This is a genomic window from Ruegeria sp. A5 (assembly GCF_056543005.1).
Genome location: NZ_JBQGAV010000001.1, coordinates 1,004,508 through 1,022,924, shown reverse-complemented (window position 1 = coordinate 1,022,924; position 18,417 = coordinate 1,004,508). Strand labels below are relative to the sequence as shown.

General features: G+C 57.0%; 18 protein-coding genes and 2 tRNA genes. 6 read left to right on the top strand and 14 right to left on the bottom strand.

Annotation, left to right across the window (positions count from 1 at the left end):
* Positions 1 to 59: 59 nt before the first annotated feature.
* The 6 genes from ACR0AY_RS05185 to ACR0AY_RS05160 are packed head-to-tail and all read right to left on the bottom strand — an operon-like array spanning position 60 to position 5,284.
* The gene (locus ACR0AY_RS05185; protein ID WP_170512783.1) at positions 60 to 998 is read right to left on the bottom strand and encodes an HAD family hydrolase; all 939 of its coding nucleotides are present in this window, start codon (positions 996 to 998) and stop codon (positions 60 to 62) included.
* Entirely contained in the window at positions 962 to 1,777 is an 816-nt protein-coding gene (phnE, locus tag ACR0AY_RS05180) for a phosphonate ABC transporter, permease protein PhnE (protein WP_170396234.1), read from the bottom strand. Before phnE (ACR0AY_RS05180) ends, ACR0AY_RS05185 begins: the two co-directional genes overlap by 37 nt.
* Positions 1,777 to 2,592: a phosphonate ABC transporter, permease protein PhnE gene (gene phnE / locus ACR0AY_RS05175; RefSeq protein WP_170403405.1), complete on the bottom strand. Its 816-nt coding sequence runs from the start codon at positions 2,590 to 2,592 to the stop codon at positions 1,777 to 1,779. Before phnE (ACR0AY_RS05175) ends, phnE (ACR0AY_RS05180) begins: the two co-directional genes overlap by 1 nt.
* Positions 2,589 to 3,383, bottom strand: a complete 795-nt coding sequence (gene phnC, locus ACR0AY_RS05170) for a phosphonate ABC transporter ATP-binding protein (protein ID WP_170512785.1) — start codon at positions 3,381 to 3,383, stop codon at positions 2,589 to 2,591. Before phnC ends, phnE (ACR0AY_RS05175) begins: the two co-directional genes overlap by 4 nt.
* 58 nt (positions 3,384 to 3,441) lie before the next feature.
* Complete coding sequence (gene phnD / locus ACR0AY_RS05165; RefSeq protein WP_170396240.1) at positions 3,442 to 4,416, bottom strand: phosphate/phosphite/phosphonate ABC transporter substrate-binding protein; 975 nt, start codon at positions 4,414 to 4,416, stop codon at positions 3,442 to 3,444.
* Between the two features lie 13 nt (positions 4,417 to 4,429).
* Complete coding sequence (locus tag ACR0AY_RS05160; protein ID WP_170403399.1) at positions 4,430 to 5,284, bottom strand: DeoR/GlpR family DNA-binding transcription regulator; 855 nt, start codon at positions 5,282 to 5,284, stop codon at positions 4,430 to 4,432.
* A gap of 224 nt (positions 5,285 to 5,508) precedes the next feature.
* On the opposite strand from ACR0AY_RS05160, the gene ACR0AY_RS05155 reads away from it, so the two are divergent.
* The 5 genes from ACR0AY_RS05155 to ACR0AY_RS05135 are packed head-to-tail and all read left to right on the top strand — an operon-like array spanning position 5,509 to position 10,912.
* Entirely contained in the window at positions 5,509 to 5,973 is a 465-nt protein-coding gene (locus ACR0AY_RS05155; protein ID WP_170422363.1) for an NUDIX hydrolase, read from the top strand.
* Between the two features lie 59 nt (positions 5,974 to 6,032).
* Positions 6,033 to 7,058, top strand: coding sequence for an ABC transporter substrate-binding protein (locus tag ACR0AY_RS05150; protein ID WP_170422361.1), 1,026 nt, complete (start codon positions 6,033 to 6,035; stop codon positions 7,056 to 7,058).
* Positions 7,059 to 9,272 carry an ABC transporter permease gene (locus ACR0AY_RS05145; RefSeq protein WP_170512788.1) on the top strand — a complete coding sequence of 738 codons (2,214 nt, stop codon included), beginning with the start codon at positions 7,059 to 7,061 and terminating at the stop codon, positions 9,270 to 9,272.
* An 11-nt stretch (positions 9,273 to 9,283) separates the two neighbouring features.
* Entirely contained in the window at positions 9,284 to 10,345 is a 1,062-nt protein-coding gene (locus tag ACR0AY_RS05140) for an ABC transporter ATP-binding protein (RefSeq protein WP_170511858.1), read from the top strand.
* A complete protein-coding gene (locus tag ACR0AY_RS05135; protein ID WP_170512790.1) occupies positions 10,346 to 10,912 on the top strand; it encodes a histidine phosphatase family protein in 567 nt (188 codons plus the stop codon).
* Between the two features lie 4 nt (positions 10,913 to 10,916).
* On the opposite strand, the gene ACR0AY_RS05130 is transcribed toward ACR0AY_RS05135, so the two are convergent.
* The 7 genes from ACR0AY_RS05130 to ACR0AY_RS05100 all read right to left on the bottom strand — a co-directional run bounded on the left by ACR0AY_RS05130 (position 10,917) and on the right by ACR0AY_RS05100 (position 16,755).
* The gene (locus ACR0AY_RS05130) at positions 10,917 to 11,708 is read right to left on the bottom strand and encodes an inositol monophosphatase family protein (protein ID WP_170512791.1); all 792 of its coding nucleotides are present in this window, start codon (positions 11,706 to 11,708) and stop codon (positions 10,917 to 10,919) included.
* Positions 11,709 to 11,922: 214 nt separating this feature from the next.
* Positions 11,923 to 11,997: transfer RNA gene (locus tag ACR0AY_RS05125), tRNA-Glu, on the bottom strand.
* A gap of 22 nt (positions 11,998 to 12,019) precedes the next feature.
* A tRNA-Glu gene (locus ACR0AY_RS05120) sits at positions 12,020 to 12,094 on the bottom strand.
* A gap of 109 nt (positions 12,095 to 12,203) precedes the next feature.
* Positions 12,204 to 13,946, bottom strand: a complete 1,743-nt coding sequence (gene recJ / locus ACR0AY_RS05115; RefSeq protein WP_170512793.1) for a single-stranded-DNA-specific exonuclease RecJ — start codon at positions 13,944 to 13,946, stop codon at positions 12,204 to 12,206.
* A 90-nt stretch (positions 13,947 to 14,036) separates the two neighbouring features.
* Positions 14,037 to 15,020: a class II fructose-bisphosphatase gene (gene glpX / locus ACR0AY_RS05110; protein WP_170512795.1), complete on the bottom strand. Its 984-nt coding sequence runs from the start codon at positions 15,018 to 15,020 to the stop codon at positions 14,037 to 14,039.
* 71 nt (positions 15,021 to 15,091) lie between these two features.
* On the bottom strand, positions 15,092 to 16,378 hold the full coding sequence (locus ACR0AY_RS05105; protein WP_170734741.1) for a homoserine dehydrogenase: 1,287 nt from the start codon (positions 16,376 to 16,378) through the stop codon (positions 15,092 to 15,094).
* A 128-nt stretch (positions 16,379 to 16,506) separates the two neighbouring features.
* Entirely contained in the window at positions 16,507 to 16,755 is a 249-nt protein-coding gene (locus tag ACR0AY_RS05100) for a hypothetical protein (protein WP_170396262.1), read from the bottom strand.
* 100 nt (positions 16,756 to 16,855) lie between these two features.
* Between ACR0AY_RS05100 and ACR0AY_RS05095 the strand changes: the two genes are divergently transcribed.
* Positions 16,856 to 17,443, top strand: coding sequence for a TetR/AcrR family transcriptional regulator (locus tag ACR0AY_RS05095; protein WP_170512799.1), 588 nt, complete (start codon positions 16,856 to 16,858; stop codon positions 17,441 to 17,443).
* A gap of 7 nt (positions 17,444 to 17,450) precedes the next feature.
* On the opposite strand, the gene ACR0AY_RS05090 is transcribed toward ACR0AY_RS05095, so the two are convergent.
* Positions 17,451 to 18,362, bottom strand: a complete 912-nt coding sequence (locus ACR0AY_RS05090; RefSeq protein ID WP_170512801.1) for a pirin family protein — start codon at positions 18,360 to 18,362, stop codon at positions 17,451 to 17,453.
* Positions 18,363 to 18,417: the final 55 nt, after the last annotated feature.

The following is an 18,417-nucleotide window of genomic DNA, read 5'->3' as shown; positions in this document are numbered from 1 at the left end:
TATTGAAAAGCACTTGTGTGCGCTTGGATTTGAAGCGGAACTAAGCATGCGTGATCAGATTATGGTCGGTTCACAACGAAATCCGGCATGATCTGCGCCTGCGTGATTGCGTCATCGACGTCATGCCCTGCGAAAAAACCGTACCCCGAAATCAGGGCCGAAGCGATTCCGGCAGCATGGGCCCCAAGTATGTCGGTATGCAAGCTGTCACCAACCATAAGCACGCGAGTTTTATCGACCCGGCCAAGTCGCTTAAAAGCCAAGTCAAAAATATTCTCAAATGGTTTGCCGAAGAATTCGGGTACAACGCCGGTTCGATCGGCAAGACGGTGCGCGAACAGACCGGGTTCGTTTGAAAATCCGTGCTCGCGTGGTGCGACTATGTCTGGATTTCCAACCAATACCGGACGCGGGCGTTTTAGCAGAGCTGCCTCCAAATGGGCCTGACGTGCCTCGGTCCAGACGGCTGAGCCGATCATCAGAAACCCCTCAACCGAGTCATAGGGCTCGGGATCGTCATCGAGATAAGTCAGGTTCAAATCTTCCAGATCGCGAAGGCCGGTGCTGGGTGTTGCCATCAAACCCCAGTGCAGCGCGCGTTGACCGCCCAGCTCTGCCAGCAGTGTTGCGCGGCTTGTGATGATATCCTCTGACGCAAAATCATATCCCAGCCGGGCGTATTTCTCGACGAGCGCCGCATGAGGGTGACCAGCTGCATTCGAGACGACCAGAACACGTTTACCCATGGCTTTGAGCTGATCAATCCGCACGGCTGTACCGGGAATCGCAGTCTCGCCGATATTGAGGACACCGAACGCATCCAGAAGGAATACATCGAAGCCTTCAGCAATATCCATCAAAGTGTTCGCATGCTGATAGGATTGAACAGCCGGTTCAGCAGCCGGAAGTCGATGCCGAACGGCCTCGTAGGCTTCGAAAGCCTCTTGGGTCGTGAAGCGGCTCAAATAATTGCCCCTCGTACTTTGGCAGACACCCATTCGCTGATCATGACGGCAATCAGAATGACGATCAGGATAAGGCTGACCTGCGGCCATGCCAGAACGTTCAGAGACGCCGACAATTGCAGCCCGATGCCGCCTGCGCCTACGAGGCCAAGAACCGTGGACTCGCGAATATTGATGTCCCAGCGGAATACGGCGATCCCGGCAAAGGCGGGCAATATTTGCGGGACGATTCCATATGCCATGACCTGCCAGCGGGATGCGCCGGTGGCGGTGATGGCTTCGACTTGGGTGTGATCAATTTCCTCGATGGCTTCATAGAGAAGCTTGGCGCAGAAGCCGATCGAACGAATGGCTATGGCGATAACACCTGCGAATACTCCGGGTCCAATGATTGCGATTAACAAAAGCGCCCAGATCAACGAGTTGATCGAGCGGGTTGAGACGATGATCAGTAACGCGATGGGGCGGATGAACACGGCCGACGGCGTGGTGTTGCGGGCGGCCAGAAAGGCGACCGGTACGGCAAGGAACAGCGCAATGATCGTACCAAGAGTGGCGATGTTCAGCGTGTCCCAGATCGGGCGGCCTAACTGCGTGATGTAGTCCCACTTTGGTGGTGTCGCGCGGGTCCAGATATCGTTCGCGATCCGGGGTGCGTCCCACACAAAGAACCATGTCGTCGAGGCCGAGATGATCTGCCAGCAGTAGACAAAGACCGCCACACCCAACAGCCAGCAAAACCAACGCACAAGGCTTTGACCGGTCGTGCGTCTGCGCCAGATTTGCGTACCTTCATGTTCAAGCACTGGCATTACTGGACCCTCGCGCGGATGATACCCGAGAGGTATTCGAGCGCCATGACGATCCCGATGATCAGGATCAGAATGGCTGCCGCAGTGTCATACTCATAACGGTCAAACGCCGTATTCAGCGTTGCCCCAATGCCGCCGGCCCCCACAAGCCCAAGAATTGCACTTTCGCGAAAGTTGATATCGATCCTGTACATCGACAGCCCGACCAGTCGCGGCATGACCTGTGGCTGCACGCCGTAGTTGATCCATTGCATCCATCGCGCGCCCGAGGCTTTGATCGCCTCGGCCTGCACTTTGTCCATGGCCTCGATGTCTTCAGCCAAGAGCTTGGACAGGAAACCGATAGTGGCGAAGGACAGTGTCAGGAAGCCGGCCAAAGGTCCGAACCCAAAGATGGCAACCAGAAGAATGGCGACGATGATCTCTTGCAGGGCGCGGCTGATCGCAACAATGCCTCGGCAGATCACATAGACCGGGAGAGGCGCAATATTGCGTGCAGCGCCCAGTCCGATCGGGATCGATATCAGGATGCCCACCACCGACGCTGCAACCGTCATCACGATGCTCTCGAGAAGACCGCTCCAGATATCGCTCCAGCGCGATATGAAATCCGGGCTTGTGAAAGCAAGGACAAAAGCCCAACCGCGATCCAAGCCTTCATAAACCCGGCCCCAATCCACCTCGATGGTCATAAATGCCGCAATCAGATAGGCGACGAATCCAACGATCAAGGTCCAGCGCAGTAAGGCGTTTTTGACGAAGGCCGGTTTCCGCCAGCCTTTGCCCAGCAGGTCATCAAGTTCGGGATGGCTCATTCCGCGGCCTCGATCTCTTCGTCGTCTTCAACTTTCTCTATGGTCGCTTCCCAGTCTTCTTCGCCATAGATTTCGGTCAACTTGTCAGGCGTAAGCCCAGAGGGGAGGCCGTCAAATACGATTTCACCAAAGCGTAGGCCAACGACGCGCGGTACGAACATTTGCGCAAGGGCCACGTCATGAATGTTGATTATCGCGGCTAATCCGCGTTCCTGACACAGCTCGGTAATCAAGCGCATGATCTGACGGCTGGTTTTTGGGTCCAGTGAGGCGGTCGGTTCATCGACCAGCAGAAGCTTGGGATTTTGGATTAGCGCCCGGCATATTCCAACCCGCTGACGCTGACCACCTGACAGTTCGTCCGCGCGTTTGTCGGCCATATGCAACAGACCCACGCGATCCAGCAGGCGGAATGCTTCATCCACGTCAGACTGGGGGTAACGTCGCAGGAAGCTCCGCCAAAACCCAACATATCCCAGCCGTCCCGACAGTACATTTTCCATGACGGTCAGGCGTTCGACCAGCGCATATTCCTGAAAGATCATCCCCATCTCACGGCGTGCTTTGCGCAGCGCACTCGAGCCGAGTTTTACCAGATCAACATCATCCAACAGAACCTCGCCACTTGTGGGTTCAACCAAACGATTTATGCAGCGGATCATGGTGGATTTGCCAGCACCAGAAGGCCCGATCAGCGCCAGAACCTGGCCCTTTGGCACATCTAGATCGATCGCCTTCAGGGCCTGATCGCCGGTTTTATAAGTTTTTGTAAGCTTTTGAAGCCGCAGCATTTATGCCCCCGGTTCGGGTGGTAACGGGCCCCGCAGGGCCCGTTGGACGTAGTATCGATTACTGGCAGGCGTAGGAAACGCCGTTAGCCGCGTCGATCTTGCGGATGACGTCCCAGAACTCCTGATAGGTCATCTCAAGGAACTGACCTTCATTCGATTTCGAGAACTCAGCCTCAAGCGTCGTTCCCTCCCAGTCGAAGCTGAAGAAGGCATTGCGGATTTTCTCCTGTAGCTCCGGCGTCAGGTTGTACACGGTTCCAAAGCCTGTCGTCGGGAAGGTCTGCGACTTGTAGATCGTGATGACGTCGTCTTCGTTGATCACATCGCGCGAGATCATCCGCGATTTGACCGAATTAGCGATCGAGGCAGCCAAATAGTCCTTGTTTGCGACACCCAGGATCGAGTTGTCGTGTTTGCCCGAATAAACCGGCTCAAAATCGCGTTCGGGAAGCAGATCAAAATCGCTTTTCAGGATCGCCGAGGGCGCTTTGAAGCCCGAGTTCGAAGTAGGAGAAGTAAAGGCCAATTGCTTGCCCTTGATATCCTCAACCTTTTCGATGCCTGAACCGGGATAGGTGATGATCTCCATCTCGTATCCGAAGTTTCCGTCTTTCGACGCCATGATCGTGAAGGGCCTGAATCCGGCGCAGTTCACGGCCAACGGGTTTGAACCGGTATTGAAGCCCGCAATATGCAGACGCCCCGAACGCATGGCCTCAATCTGGGCCGCGTTGTTCTGAACTGGAAAGAAAACAACGTCTTTGCCAGTTTCCGCTTTCAGATGATCAAGAAAGTCCGACCAAGCAGTTTTGTATACGGCAGGGTCTTCAACCGGGGTGTAGGCAAAGATCAGAGTATCAGGATCAATCTGATCGGCAGGATCAGCGGGGATATCCGCGATCAGATCGCCATCGGCATCGCAGAACCGCGCATCCAGATCACCGCGCGGGCAGTCTTGCGCCGAAGCCGTGCCCGACAGTGACAAGAGCGCGATTGCCGAAGCTCCGATTAGTAGTTTGATATCAAATTTCATTTCTTCCTCCCAGTCATGCGTGGCTTTTCTGTCCACGGTTTGTCGTTCTTTGTAAGGACTGCTCAGCGACAAGAATCTTCACCCCGGCGTCGTTGATCGCGCCAAGCAAATCCCCTGTTGGTTTGGTATCAGTTACGATTGAATTCAGCCCGTCAAGGTCGCCCACACGGGTCAAACCTTTGCGGTCGAATTTCTCAGACCCGATCAGAAGATGTCGCGTCGCGGCGCGTGCCAGCATCATCCGTTTGACGGTTGCGAAACCGCGCACGGTCTCTGACGGCCCTTCTTCTGACAGGCCGGACGCGCCAATCATGCAGCGATCGACGTTGAAACGAGACAGGAAATCCAGTGTATCTGTCCCGATCGTGGCGGACTCGGCGGTCAGATATTCGCCTGGGCATAGAATGACTTCAACGGGTGCGTGACCAAGGGTCATGGCCACCGGTATCGAATTCGTAATTGCCGTGCAGTGAATGCCCCGATACGCCAACATACGGGCCATCTCGATCGTGGTTGAGCCGGAATCGATCATCACCGTCTCGCCTTCCTGAATCAGGTCGGCTGCGCATTTGCCGATCTTTTCACGCTCATCAAGGCGGGCGTGGGTGCGCTCATCCAGACTTGGATAACGTCCTTGTATCGGGGCAGAGGCACCGCCATGCGCCCGCGAGATCAGCCCATCATCAGCTAGGGCATCAAAATCCCTGCGCACCGTTTCCGCCGAAACATTGAAACGCTGCGCCAATTCGCTGATCCGGACGTGCGGGCGAAGCTTCAACTCCAACAATATCTCTCGGCGGCGGTCGGATTTCTTGAACCGACTCTGGCCCTTGTTGGTTTTCTTATCGCGCGTTTCCGCTTTGGGCATCTGGCAATCCGACTCGGTTTCAATCTCACTTTTGTGGCGTTTCAGTCGTTTTGCAACAATTTCTGTTGCAAAGCCCACGATTCATTGTGAGACTTCAAAGAACTGTTTCTATTTCGAGGCGTAGCAATCGAAGTGCACCGGCGTTCTGGATGTGGCCACCTTGTTCAACAGCACGTATGTGTTGCGATTGCCCTTTGCGTAGTGCCAGAGCTAAGGGCGCGCGCATGAGCAAGACCGAATTCACAGATCAGATCGGTGCGCTTCCTGTGCGATGGGACAAGTCCGACAAGCTGCGGGTTCTCATGGTCACTTCGCGTGACCGGGGGCGGTGGGTCATCCCCAAAGGTTGGATGATGGATGGTAAGAAGCCTTGGCATGCCGCTGAAATCGAAGCTTTGGAAGAGGCCGGAGCTGTTGGCTTTATCTCCAAGAAATCGATCGGGTGCTTTCACTATGACAAGCGATACGAGGGTAAAAGCAGCGTGCCTTGCCGCGTAACGCTTTATCCGTTGATTGTGGAACGGCTCAAACGCCGTTGGAAGGAACGGGACGAACGCAAGCGCCACTGGTTCTCACCTGCCAAGGCCGCAAAGCTTGTCGAAGAGAAAGAACTGGCGCGTTTTTTAAAGAGCCTGTCAGATAATCAAGAGACGTTGGCTGTTATCGAGAAATTGCGAAAGGCCGCATGAGGAAGGGCATATAAGAGCCGGGAAATCCGGACGCAGTGAACTTAAAGGGAGAGAAATCAATGAAGAAATTTACATCCACAACGTTGGGATCGCTTATTGCCCTTGCCGCATCGATGTCAGCGGCACAGGCTGACAAGTTGACACTTTATTGTTCTGCGCAAGAGGATTGGTGCCAGCTTATGGCGCGCAGTTTCGAAGATGCGACTGGCATTGACGTCAATATGACCCGTAAATCCTCGGGTGAGACATTTGCTCAGATCCGTGCAGAAAGCTCCAACCCCAAGGGTGATGTCTGGTGGGGCGGTACCGGTGATCCACATCTACAGGCCGCAGAAGAGGGCCTGACGATGGAATACATGTCGCCGATGCGTGACCAGCTTCATGATTGGGCGATTTCTCAGGCGGAAAGCGCGGGTAACAAGACCATCGGCATCTATTCAGGTGCGCTTGGTTACGGCTACAATGCCGATCTTGTCGCCGCGAACAACCTTCCCGAACCTGCTTGCTGGAAGGACCTTCTGAAGCCCGAGTACAAGGGGCACGTTCAGATGGCGAACCCGAACTCATCAGGTACGGCCTACACGACCCTGGCCTCGATGGTGCAAATCTTCGGCGAGGACGAAGGGTTTGAGTTCATGAAGGGGCTGCATTCGAACATCAACCAATACACCAAGTCGGGCTCGGCACCGATCAAGGCTGCTGGTCGAGGCGAGAATACAATTGGTATCGTTTTCATGCATGACGCAGTAAAGCAGGCGGTATCGGGTTTCCCGATCAAAGTCGTCGCGCCATGTGAAGGTACTGGTTACGAGATCGGTTCGATGTCGATCATCGAAGGCGCGCGCAACGAAGATGAGGCCAAAAAGTTCTATGACTGGGCATTGTCGCCCGAGGCGCAGAACCTCGCCCTTCAGGTAAATGCCTTCCAAGTGCCGTCAAACAAAGGTGCTGAAACTTCGGAAAGCGCGCCTGACATGAGCCAGATCAAGCTGATCGACTATGACTTCAAGAAATACGGCTCGTCGGATGAGCGCAAGCGCTTGCTGCAGAAATGGGACGAAGAGGTTTCGGTACTGCCGCAGTAAATGACTGACGACACGACAAAAACGACCCATCCGGTTCTGATCTTCTGGGTCATCGCCGGGTGGGTCGGATTCTGCCTGCTGCCGTGGTACATGGTTGACGGTGGCCTGTGGTCGTTCGAGTGGCTGCTGGACGGCTACCCTTTCGACGAAGATTATGCGCCTGCTGCCTTTCTAATCGGGCAGGGTGAAAAGCTGTGGCTTGCTCCGCTTCTTATTGCACTCCTGCTGCCACTTCTGGTGTTAAGACGCGCCAAATCAGATCCGCTTTATGCCCGAATTTTGATCCTGTCAGGGGCGCTGGGCTTCGGCTGGCTGATCGCACAAGGGTTCAGCATCGGAATCCGAGGCTACAACTTCGACTGGCTCGAAACCCTGTTTGGCGAGCTCGGTGATCGGCAGTTCGGCATGGGCTATGGCGCGATGATCTGCGCGTCGAGTTTTCTGTTCCTTCTGACCCAGGGTGTCGCCGCACGTGGGGCGATTAACGGAGACGTCTTCGTGGTCAGCGCCATCGGTGGTGTGATCACCATCGTCACCGCGTTTGTATTCTTTCCTATCGCCAAGATGCTGTTCGCTGCCTTTGTGACGGAAGAGGGCGCGTACTCCATCGCAGTGTTCTTCTCGAAATTCTTTGACGAACGGCTTTGGGGGCTGGGATGTTTCTGGGGCGCACGATGCGGGGCGGCATGGAACTCACTGTTTCTGGCCATCCTCGTCGGCTTCATCACCACTGCGCTCGGCTTGTGCTTTGCGCTTGTCGTGACCCGCTCGGGCTTTCGGTACAAGCGCGCGTTGCGCGCACTGACGGTTCTGCCGATTATCACGCCACCGTTCGTGATCGGCCTAGCGCTGATCCTGCTGTTTGGATTGTCGGGTTCAGTAACGCAGTTCTTTGCCGAATTGTTCGGCACCCAACCCACTCGCTGGCTGTATGGCATGCCGGGTGTTCTGATTGCGCAGACGTTGGCATTTACACCCATCGCCTTCCTTGTGCTGATTGGCGTCGTTGAAGGGGTGTCTCCCTCGATGGAAGAAGCAGCCCAGACATTGCGCGCGAATAGATGGCAGACGTTCAAAACCGTGTCCCTACCGTTAATGCGCCCTGGCCTTGCTAATGCTTTCCTTCTGGGCTTCATCGAAAGCATGGCCGATTTCGGCAACCCACTTGTGCTAGGTGGCAATTTCGATGTGCTGTCGACCGAGATTTTCTTTGCAATTGTTGGTGCGCAATATGATCAAGGCCGCGCTGCGGTTCTGGCCATGGTGCTTCTGTTCTTCACGCTTTCAGCCTTCTACGCGCAGCGAGCCTGGCTGGGTAAGAAAAGCTACACCACAGTCACGGGCAAAGGTGACGCTGGCGTACATCCATTGATGCCAACCGGCCTTTCCATCCCGGTGCTAACCGTCGCCCTTGGCTGGGCGGTGTTTACCATCGTCGTCTACGCCATGATCGTCTACGGCAGCGTGGTTGAACTGTGGGGAGTCAATAATTCCCTGACGTTCAAGCACTACGTCACTGCCTTCTCGGTTCGGTTCGAGTCGGAAGGAATTCGCTGGACAGGGGCCGCATGGGACAGTTTCTGGACCACCATAACAATCGCCGCAATCGCCGCGCCGCTAACGGCTGCAGTTGGGCTCGTGACGGCCTATCTACTAACCCGGCAGAGTTTCGCAGGCAAAGACGCTTTTGAGTTCGGCACCATGCTGTCCTTTGCCATCCCCGGTACCGTGATCGGTGTCAGCTACATTCTCGCCTTCAACGTGCCACCGATCGAGATCACGGGCACGGGTGTCATCCTTGTTGTCAGTTTCATCTTCCGCAATATGCCGGTCGGTGTCCGAGCCGGCATCGCCAGCATGTCGCAACTGGATCGCAGCCTTGACGAGTCCTCGCTGACACTTGGTGCAAATTCGTGGCAGACTTTCCGGCGGATCATCCTGCCACTACTGCGCCCGGCAATTCTTGCGGCGCTTGTGTACAGCTTCGTGCGGGCCATGACGGCGATTTCGGCAGTGATCTTTCTGGTCAGCGCGGAATATGACATGGCGACCAGCTATATCATCGGGCGGGTCGAGAATAACGACTATGGTCTCGCCATCGCCTATTCCACCACTCTGATCTTTGTGATGCTGTCAGTGGTTGCCCTTATGCAGTTGATCGTGGGCCGGACCAAGATCGGGCGACGAATGACGCAGTCGCGGACAAATGTTTAGGAGAGTTTGACATGAGCCTGCAGTCCAAAGCCGCGCCGGTTCGGTTCGAGTCCGTGACAAAGATGTTTGGCAAGGATGTCGTTGCCGTTGACAACATTAACCTGCATGTCGAAGCCGGAAAGCTGGTCACGCTGTTGGGCCCGTCGGGCTGCGGCAAGACGACGACGTTGAGGATGATCGCGGGGCTCGAAATGGCCACCTCGGGAAAGATTACCATCGGGGATCGCGATGTGACCAAACTGCCCGCGACGGACCGCGACGTATCCATGGTGTTCCAGTCCTACGCGCTGTTTCCTCATATGAGCGTGCTTGAGAACGTGATGTATGGCCTCACGTTCTCGGGCTTTGCTAAAGACGAGGCCCGCCGCCGCGCGTTGGACGGTTTAGAGCTGGTTGGCCTGAAAGGTTTTGACGGCCGTCTCCCGTCAGAATTGTCTGGTGGCCAACAGCAGCGCGTCGCTGTAGCGCGGGCTTTGGTGTTGGAACCACAGGTGCTGTTGTTTGATGAACCGCTCTCGAACCTCGACGCGAAACTACGCCGCCAAGTGCGCGAGGACATCCGGGCCATTCAGCAAGACCTTGGCCTGACCGTCGTCTACGTGACACACGATCAGGAAGAGGCTCTGGCGGTGTCCGACGAAATCGTCGTGATGCGGAATGCCGCGATTGCCCAGATTGGCACGCCTCGCCAGCTTTATGACGCCCCAAATGATCGCTTCGTTGCGGATTTTATTGGTGAGGCCAATCTGCTTGCCTGCCAGATCATCTCAGTCGACGGCGACATGGCCACCATCGAGATCGAAGGCTACCGCCATACCTTGGCATCCCGTGGCTTGACCGAAGGGCCTGCGACCGTCGCCATCCGGCCTTCTCGACTTGTGATCGGAGCCGCGCAAGGGGTTGCAGCGACCGTCTCCAAAGCCACCTATGTGGGTGTCCGAATGGAGTACACTCTGACCGGTGCGTTCGGCCAGGTCTTTGCAGTCCATGACGATGTCGATGCGCCGCTAGAGCCGGGTACAGAAGTACAGATGGCCTTCGCCGAGAAAGGTCCGGTGCTTTTGCCCGAATAGATGCCCTGTCTTCTAATCATCACGCACCCCGAGGTCATCATTGACCCGAACACCCCCATTCAGGACTGGGGGCTTAGCGCGGTAGGTCGCCGCCGCGCTGCGGCCTTCGCAACCAGTGGAATTTTTGCAGAGGTTACCCACCTATGGGCCAGCACCGAGCAAAAGGCCCGCGAGACGGCCGACATCCTGGCTGCGCCCCGAAGCCTGCGGATAAAACAAGATGCCGCACTTGGCGAGAATGATCGAAGCGCCACCGGTTTTCTGCCGCGTGACCGGTTCGAAGCTGCCGCTGACGCATTCTTTGCCCACCCCAACACCAGTTTTCGCGGCTGGGAAACTGCCGTTGCCGCCAAGCGGCGCATACACAAGGCAGTGACTTCGATTATCGAAACGCATGATGGCATTGACCTCGCCATCGTTACCCATGGGGCCGTCGGGACCCTCCTGTGGTGCTCCTTGTCGGGCCGTCCTATCGATCGGGGGTATGACCAGCGCGGGCAAGGCCATTATTGGCAAGCCGATCTAACGGACCTTAAACCGCTGAGTGGATGGCGCTCAATCGACTAGATTGTCAGGCCTGCCATGCGTTCTCAGAGATTTCACGCAAAGTATTAAACACATCCGGAGTACCAGCGATCACCCGACCGCCGTTGCGGATCATTACACCTGCGTCCTGATCTTCAACCACGCCGCCTGCTTCCGCGATCATCAATTGACCAGCCAGACAATCCCAGGCGTTCATATGTTCTTCGACATAGCCAAGCAGCCGGCCCGCTGCGACATAGGCCAGTGACAGCGCGCCACTGGCGTTTCTGTGAAACATGGCCCCACGCTCGATCAGGTTCGCGACGATTGGAACAATGTTACGGTTATCCACCCGGTTCGAATAACCCACTGCCACCGTTCCTTGATGCAGCGCAACACCCGAAGCGACCCTCATTGGCGCATCATTCAGTGTTGCCCCGCCTCCGCGCGTGGCTACGAAGGTTTCATTGATATTTGGGTCATGGATTACACCGATCTCGGTATTTTCCTCAGCGACGCCCGCCAGAACGATGGTCCAGGCCGGAATGCCATTGACGAAATTCGTGGTGCCATCGATTGGATCGATCACCCAGTCAAATCCGCTTGAACCTTGTGTTTCACCATGCTCTTCGCCAAATATGCCATCGTTGGGCCAAGCCTCGGCGATCCTCTGGCGGATGAAGGTTTCGACATTCCGGTCTGCCTCGCTGACCCAATCCTGTGCGCCTTTTTGATCGACGATCAAACCGCCTCGGTCGGAGAAATATCTGGAGGCGATTGTGCCAGCTTCCTTGCAGATCGCGATCGCGAAGTCTTTGCGTTCTTTGAGGTAATCCATTGGGAATCCAAATCATATCTGTTGTTGGCCAAAACTGTGCAGGCTTGGTGATGGAATGGCAAATACCAAATGCTGGTGAACTCGGTCCGGGGCAGCCATTGACAGGCGTACCTTCAACCGCATTTCACGTCTTCAAAACGGGGCGCGCAGGTTTCGTGCTAAACACGATGCTGTAAGAATACGTCGCCGGGAACGATTTTAGCATTGAAAAAAATGGTAGCCCGTAGGGGAATCGAACCCCTCTTTCCAGGTTGAAAACCTGGCGTCCTAACCGATAGACGAACGGGCCATTTAGACCAGACAAGCACAAGTGGTAGCCCGTAGGGGAATCGAACCCCTCTTTCCAGGTTGAAAACCTGGCGTCCTAACCGATAGACGAACGGGCCACGCTGGCTTGTGGAGGGCCTTTTACGGTTTACCTTCCCCCCCCGCAAGACGAAAAACGCAAGGCTGTGAAACTTTTTTGGCCGTTCCTGAGCGGCGTTGAAACGGTTGTCAGACAGCTTCTGCCGCGTCTTCCAGCCGCAGCTGCACGCTCTGTCGTCCGCCCCAGGTATTCACCTCAAGCCGACCCGCGAAATGGAACCGCGCACCGCCGTGATTAGACAGGCGATCCCCCAACGGGCCGTCGAACGCGCCAAAGGCGATGGCATCCAGTCCGCCAGACATTCCATCCGAAAGTGACAGCTTCAAATGTGTTTCGCCCACGCGTTTAGCAAAGCGCACTTGCAGATCAGGCAGCGCATAGCGCGGGGCAGGGGCACCGGCCCCGAAAGGACCCGCTTTCTCTACCTGTTCGATCAGATCGACTGTCGCGGCCCCGGGCATCAGCGCCCCGTCCAGTTTCAAGTCGGCGGGACCGCCTTGGCCTGCACCCTGTTTGGCCAGAAGCTCGGACAGGCGCGACATTGCAGGCTCCAACTGATCACGCATCACCGTCAGACCGGCCGCCATCTTGTGGCCACCACCCTTGACCAGCAGCCCTTCGGCAGCCAGCCGCTGGATCGACGCGCCCAGATCAACGCCCGAGATCGACCTGCCTGAACCTTTGCCCTCATCCCCGTCGAACCCGATCACGATAGCGGGCCGGTTTGCCGACTCTTTCAGCCGCGAAGCAACGATACCTACCACGCCGGGATGCCAACCGTCGCCTGCGGCCCAGACCAGCGGCGCATCCAGCCCACGGTCCTCGGCTTGCGCCAAGGCCGCCGCGCGGACCGCGTTTTCGATCTCGCGCCGTTCCGAATTCAGGGCATCCAGCCGCTCGGATAAGGCTTCGGCCTCAGTGATCGAGTCCGTGCTCAGCAGCCGCGCGCCAAGATCAGCCTGACCAATGCGACCGCCTGCATTGACGCGCGGCCCCAGAAGAAACCCCAGATGATAGCTATTGGGCGCGGTATCCATGCGCGCCACGTCTGACAACGCGACCAAACCAGGCCTTTGCCTTTGGGTCATCACTTTCAGGCCCTGTCGAACCAGCGCCCGGTTGGCGTCGATCAACGGCGCAACGTCCGCCACCGTGGCCAGCGCCACCAGATCGAGCATTGCCATCAGATCCGGCCCCTTGGCCCCGGCCTCACGCAACTGACGACCCGCCTCGACCAGCATCAGGAACACCACCGCAGCAGCGCAGAGATAGCCCAGATCGCCGCTTTCGTCCTGTCGGTTCGGGTTCACCACGGCGACGCAATCCGGCAGGGTTTCTGCACCCAAATGGTGATCCAAAACGATCACATCCGCACCCTTCGCCGCCGCGATAGGTTCGTGGCTCAGCGTTCCGCAATCCACGCAGATGATCAGGTCATGGCTAGCCGCAAGTTCCTGCATTGCAGGCACATTTGGCCCATAGCCTTCATCAATCCGGTCGGGCACATAAAGCGTCGCGGTAAGCCCCATCTGGCGCAGCCACACCAACAACAACGCAGCCGAACTGCCCCCGTCCACATCATAGTCAGCAAAAACTGCGATCTTTTGGCGCTTGCGCACAGATTGTAGAAACCGGGCCGCAGCGACTTCCATATCTTTCATCGATCGCGGGTCGGGCAGCAGTTCCTTCAACTTAGGTTCCAGGAAACCGGCGGCCTCCATCACCGGAACACCACGCCGTGCCAAAACCTGACAGACGGCGCGAGGCAGATCTGTCTGCTGCGCCATCATTTCTGCTGACCGCTCGACCTCAATCCCCGGTCCGATCCAGCGTCGCCCCGTCAGAGATTGCTCTACGCCCAGAAATGCCACATCTCACCTCATGCACTAAGGCCGGACCCCTGCGGATCCGGCCTCTTGGTCTTTTATGAATACTCTTGCTGAAGGCGCTGGCGCAAGCCGCTATGCTTCGTTGTGTGGCCACATCGGCGTGCGGTAGGACATCCGCCGCACCGAGCCCGTTTTTGATCGCATGAGCAGCGTCGTTGTTTCAACCCAACCCGGTTCCCGCTTGATGCGCGGCAGCAGTGAACCTCCGGTGACCCCAGTAGCAGCAAAGATTACATCCGCCGTTACCATCTCGTCGCGCGCATAAACACGGTCCAGATCGGTGATGCCCGCCTTGGCCGCCCGGCCACGTTCGTCGTCACTACGGAACAACAGGCGGCCATAGATTTGTCCACCCATGCATTTCAGCGCGGCTGCGGCAAGCACACCCTCGGGCGCACCACCTTGACCCATATACATGTCGATGCCGGTCACTTCGCTTTCAGCGCAGTGCATGACACCCGCGACATCGCCATCGGTGATCAGGCGGATCGAGGCGCCGGTATCGCGCACCTCTGCGATCATCGCTTCGTGGCGAGGACGCTCCAATATGCATACGGTAATATCCGCGGGCTCACAGCCTTTGGCCTTGGCCAGCGCTTCAACTCGCTCGCGCGGGCTCATGTCCAAGCTTACGACACCTTCGGGAAAGCCCGGACCAATGGCCAGTTTGTCCATGTATACGTCCGGAGCGTGTAGCATTGAGCCGCGCGGGCCCATGGCAATGACGGTCAGCGCATTGGGCATGTCCTTGGCGGTCAGGGTTGTGCCTTCAAGCGGGTCCAGCGCAATGTCTACGCCCGGGCCGTTACCAGTGCCAACCTCTTCGCCGATATAGAGCATTGGCGCTTCATCACGCTCGCCCTCACCAATGACAACGACACCCTCAATGTCCAGAAGGTTCAGTTGTTCACGCATAGCGTTGACGGCAGCCTGATCGGCAGCTTTCTCATCACCCCGGCCAACCAGAGAGGCGGACGCCAGCGCGGCCTGTTCTGCCACCCGTGCAAGGCCCAGAGACAGCAGGCGGTCGTTGAAATCGATCTTGGCAGCGTTCATCTTCGCATATCCTTTGGTCAGCTAAGGCGTTTTATCCGGCATAGCCTGCGCGCAGCATAGGCCGCAAGGGGTCAGACTTGTTCGATACGCAGGGCGACGGGTTCTCCGGCCACCACATCGGTGGCGCGCAGGCCATCCAGTGCATGGTCCAGCGTCGCCCGCGTGGTTTTGTGGGTCACGATCAGCACAGGCGCTGTGCTTTCTGTGTGCCCATACTGCCGCATCCGGTCGATCGAGACGCCAGCATCGCCCAGAATCGCCGCGACCTTTGCCAGAGCGCCGGGCTTGTCCAGAAGACCGAGCCGCAGATAGTAGGGTGCAGGTAAGCCAGTAACGGCGGAGGCTGCGTCTTGTAGGGTCGTCGCAGGGCGGCCAAATGTCGGTATATGCAAGCCTCGCGCCAGATCGCAAACGTCGCCCATCACCGCGCTGGCAGTGGGACCTTCACCGGCACCGGGGCCGCGCAGAACGATTTGTTCAACTGCGTCCCCATCCAGCACAACCATGTTTGTTCCGCCTTCCAACTGACCTAGCGGAGAATTGCTCGGCACTAGACAGGGTTGCATCCGCTGTTCCAGTCCGCGCGCCGTTCGCTGTGCTACACCCAGCAGCTTGATGCGATACCCCATGTCGTGGGCCTGATGGATGTCATCGAGGCTAATATGCTGAATGCCCTCGATCTCGATCCCATCGAAATTCGGCTTGGTGCCAAAGGCAATCGAAGACAGCAGCGCGAGTTTGTGCGCCGCGTCGATGCCGCCAACATCCAGATTCGGATCGGCTTCGAGATAGCCAAGCTGCGCGCATTCCTCGAACAGGGCGTTATAGCCCAACTCCTGCGATTGCATCCGGGTCAGAATATAGTTGCAGGTACCGTTCATGACGCCCATGACACGCGTGATCTCGTTACCCGCCAGTCCTTCGGTCAGAGATTTGATTACCGGAATACCACCCGCGACAGCCGCTTCGAAGCGAATGACACGCCCTGCGGCTTCGGCCAATTCCGCCAGTTCCTGCCCATGAATCGCCAGCAGCGCCTTGTTTGCGGTGACGACATCCTTGCCACTGGTCAGCGCCGCCTCGACCGAAGCTTTCGCGGGGCCGTTCTCGCCGCCCATCAGTTCGACAAAAACATCGATGTCTTCGCGTTTGGCCAATGCAACGGGATCGGTTTCCCATGCATAATCCGACAGGTTTACGCCACGGTCCTTGCTGGCATCACGGGCCGAAACTGCGGTGATCTCGATGCGACGCCCGGTGCGGGCGTGCAACAAATCGGCATGACGACGCACAATTTTGACCACACCCACGCCAACGGTTCCCAATCCGGCAATTCCAAGCCTCAGCGCCTGTGTCATTCCCTTGGGTCCTTTCTGCTCGCAATACCGCCCGCGATGGCGAAGTGTCCTTTGCGGGCTGCCTTAGCGGGTTCGAGGCAGGGGTGCAATCCGTCTAATCTTTTGGAGCTAGTGGCGTGGCCGAAATCCTAGTTAATCTCGGCATTCTGCAGCGCTTCGGCCTTTTCCGCCAACGCTTCGCTGCGTGCTGTCAGGTCTTCTTCTACCTCTTCCGCTTCGCTGATTGGATCGGTCGGAGGGCCGAGGGCGGGATCTAAAGCAATAAGCTTGGGGTAGGGTGCCTTGCGCAATGCGGCGGTTTCGCTGCCTTCCAACTCAGGGATATTTGCGCAGCCGGCGGTGGCCAGCACAAAGAGAATGGGCAGCAAAAGCTTCATCGCAGTCCTTCGGGTCGCAGTGTGTATCCCGTGATGCACGTTTTGTCAGAATGGTTCAAGCGGGGTTCTATCTGAACGTCTGTTCAGATACGATCGAAGCATGGCGCGTACACAAGGTTCTCATTCCGATATAACCGGCCCCCGCATTCGAGAGGCCGCACTGGGGCTGTTTGCCCGTCATGGCTATGCCGCGGTTTCAATGCGGCAGATCGCAGGCGAGGTGGGGGTGCAGGCTGGGGCACTCTATAATTACACGCCCGACAAGCAGAGCCTGCTGTTTCGGCTGATGCGCGATCACATGCAGGATCTGATGGCCGCCTATGACGATCTCGACCGGTTTGATAATCCACAAGATGCGTTGCGTCAGTTTGTCGGGTTCCACATCCGTTTTCACCTGCAGCGTCCCGACGAGGTATTCATCGCTTATATGGAGCTGCGCAATCTGAACCCCGAAAATTTTGCCGAAATCGAGGCCCTGCGCCGCCGTTACGAGGACTCGTTAGAGCATATTCTGCGTAACGGGCAGCAATCGGGTCAATTTTCGGTCTCCGATACCAAGATCGCCACATTAGCGGTGATTGCCATGCTGAATGGTGTGATCACTTGGTATCGCAGCGGTGGCCGCCTGTCGCTGGATGAGGTCGAGCAGGTGTACTGGGACATGGTCCGCAAAGCGGTTACCGCCTGACCAGCCCTTAGTGGGCCGGGCGGATGAACGTTCCGTTCCGCAACTCCCGAAACGCTTGCTGTAATTCTGCCTGCGTATTCATCACGATCGGGCCATGCCACGCCACGGGTTCATCGATCGGAGCGCCCGAAATCAAAAGAAACCGTACACCCTCGGGCCCGGCCTGAACCGTGATTTCGTCTCCGGTCCCGAACCGAACCAACGTCCTGTCTCCTGACATGTCGCGGATGTTGACCTCTTGCCCGGCAACTTCTTTTTCCAAAAGAACACCGGTTGGCCGAGACGCATCCGCAAAGGCAGCGCTGCCTTCAAAGATATAGGCGAAGGCCCGGCAGTATGTGTCGATCGGAATGGTTTTTTTCACCCCTGCCGGTATGCTGATATCCAGGTATTGCGGATCGGCAGCGATACCGTCCACTGGGCCCGTACGTCCCCAAAATGTACCGACAATCACACGGACCTTTGTCCCATCATCATCGATGATTTCTGGAATATCAGTGCTTTGAACGTCCTGATAGCGCGGGGTGGCCATTTTCTGATCTGATGGCAGATTGCCCCACAGCTGGAACCCATGCATCTGACCGCTGGCCGACCCCTTGGGCATTTCCTGATGCAGGATACCTGACCCGGCGGTCATCCACTGGACATCTCCGGCACCCAGCGTGCCGCTATTGCCCAGCGAGTCGCTGTGTTCGACTGTACCGGACAGGACATAAGTGATCGTTTCGATGCCCCGATGCGGATGCCACGGAAAACCGGCCATATAGTCCAAAGGGTTGTCATTCCGGAAATCATCAAACAGCAGGAACGGGTCCAGTTCCGACGGGTCCTGAAACCCAAACGCCCGGTGCAATTTGACGCCCGCGCCTTCCATTGTCGGGACCGCCTTGCGGAATTCCAAAGTTGGTCTGAGTGACATAAAAGCCTCCTGATCCTTTGACCGGAACTTATGCGTCGGCCTGAGGCAGTCAATT

Excerpts from the sequence above, each read along its gene's own strand:
- ACR0AY_RS05160 (WP_170403399.1), bottom strand. The coding sequence starts at position 5,284 with ATGCCCAAAGCGGAAACGCGCGATAAGAAAACCAACAAGGGCCAGAGT.
- ACR0AY_RS05095 (WP_170512799.1), top strand. The coding sequence starts at position 16,856 with ATGGCGCGTACACAAGGTTCTCATTCCGATATAACCGGCCCCCGCATT.
- ACR0AY_RS05130 (WP_170512791.1), bottom strand. The coding sequence starts at position 11,708 with ATGGATTACCTCAAAGAACGCAAAGACTTCGCGATCGCGATCTGCAAG.
- phnD (WP_170396240.1), bottom strand. The coding sequence starts at position 4,416 with ATGAAATTTGATATCAAACTACTAATCGGAGCTTCGGCAATCGCGCTC.
- ACR0AY_RS05150 (WP_170422361.1), top strand. The coding sequence starts at position 6,033 with ATGAAGAAATTTACATCCACAACGTTGGGATCGCTTATTGCCCTTGCC.
- ACR0AY_RS05185 (WP_170512783.1), bottom strand. The coding sequence starts at position 998 with ATGGGTGTCTGCCAAAGTACGAGGGGCAATTATTTGAGCCGCTTCACG.
- ACR0AY_RS05090 (WP_170512801.1), bottom strand. The coding sequence starts at position 18,362 with ATGTCACTCAGACCAACTTTGGAATTCCGCAAGGCGGTCCCGACAATG.
- glpX (WP_170512795.1), bottom strand. The coding sequence starts at position 15,020 with ATGAACGCTGCCAAGATCGATTTCAACGACCGCCTGCTGTCTCTGGGC.
- phnC (WP_170512785.1), bottom strand. The coding sequence starts at position 3,383 with ATGCTGCGGCTTCAAAAGCTTACAAAAACTTATAAAACCGGCGATCAG.
- phnE (WP_170396234.1), bottom strand. The coding sequence starts at position 1,777 with ATGCCAGTGCTTGAACATGAAGGTACGCAAATCTGGCGCAGACGCACG.
- ACR0AY_RS05140 (WP_170511858.1), top strand. The coding sequence starts at position 9,284 with ATGAGCCTGCAGTCCAAAGCCGCGCCGGTTCGGTTCGAGTCCGTGACA.
- ACR0AY_RS05105 (WP_170734741.1), bottom strand. The coding sequence starts at position 16,378 with ATGACACAGGCGCTGAGGCTTGGAATTGCCGGATTGGGAACCGTTGGC.
- ACR0AY_RS05145 (WP_170512788.1), top strand. The coding sequence starts at position 7,059 with ATGACTGACGACACGACAAAAACGACCCATCCGGTTCTGATCTTCTGG.
- ACR0AY_RS05135 (WP_170512790.1), top strand. The coding sequence starts at position 10,346 with ATGCCCTGTCTTCTAATCATCACGCACCCCGAGGTCATCATTGACCCG.
- ACR0AY_RS05100 (WP_170396262.1), bottom strand. The coding sequence starts at position 16,755 with ATGAAGCTTTTGCTGCCCATTCTCTTTGTGCTGGCCACCGCCGGCTGC.
- ACR0AY_RS05155 (WP_170422363.1), top strand. The coding sequence starts at position 5,509 with ATGAGCAAGACCGAATTCACAGATCAGATCGGTGCGCTTCCTGTGCGA.
- phnE (WP_170403405.1), bottom strand. The coding sequence starts at position 2,592 with ATGAGCCATCCCGAACTTGATGACCTGCTGGGCAAAGGCTGGCGGAAA.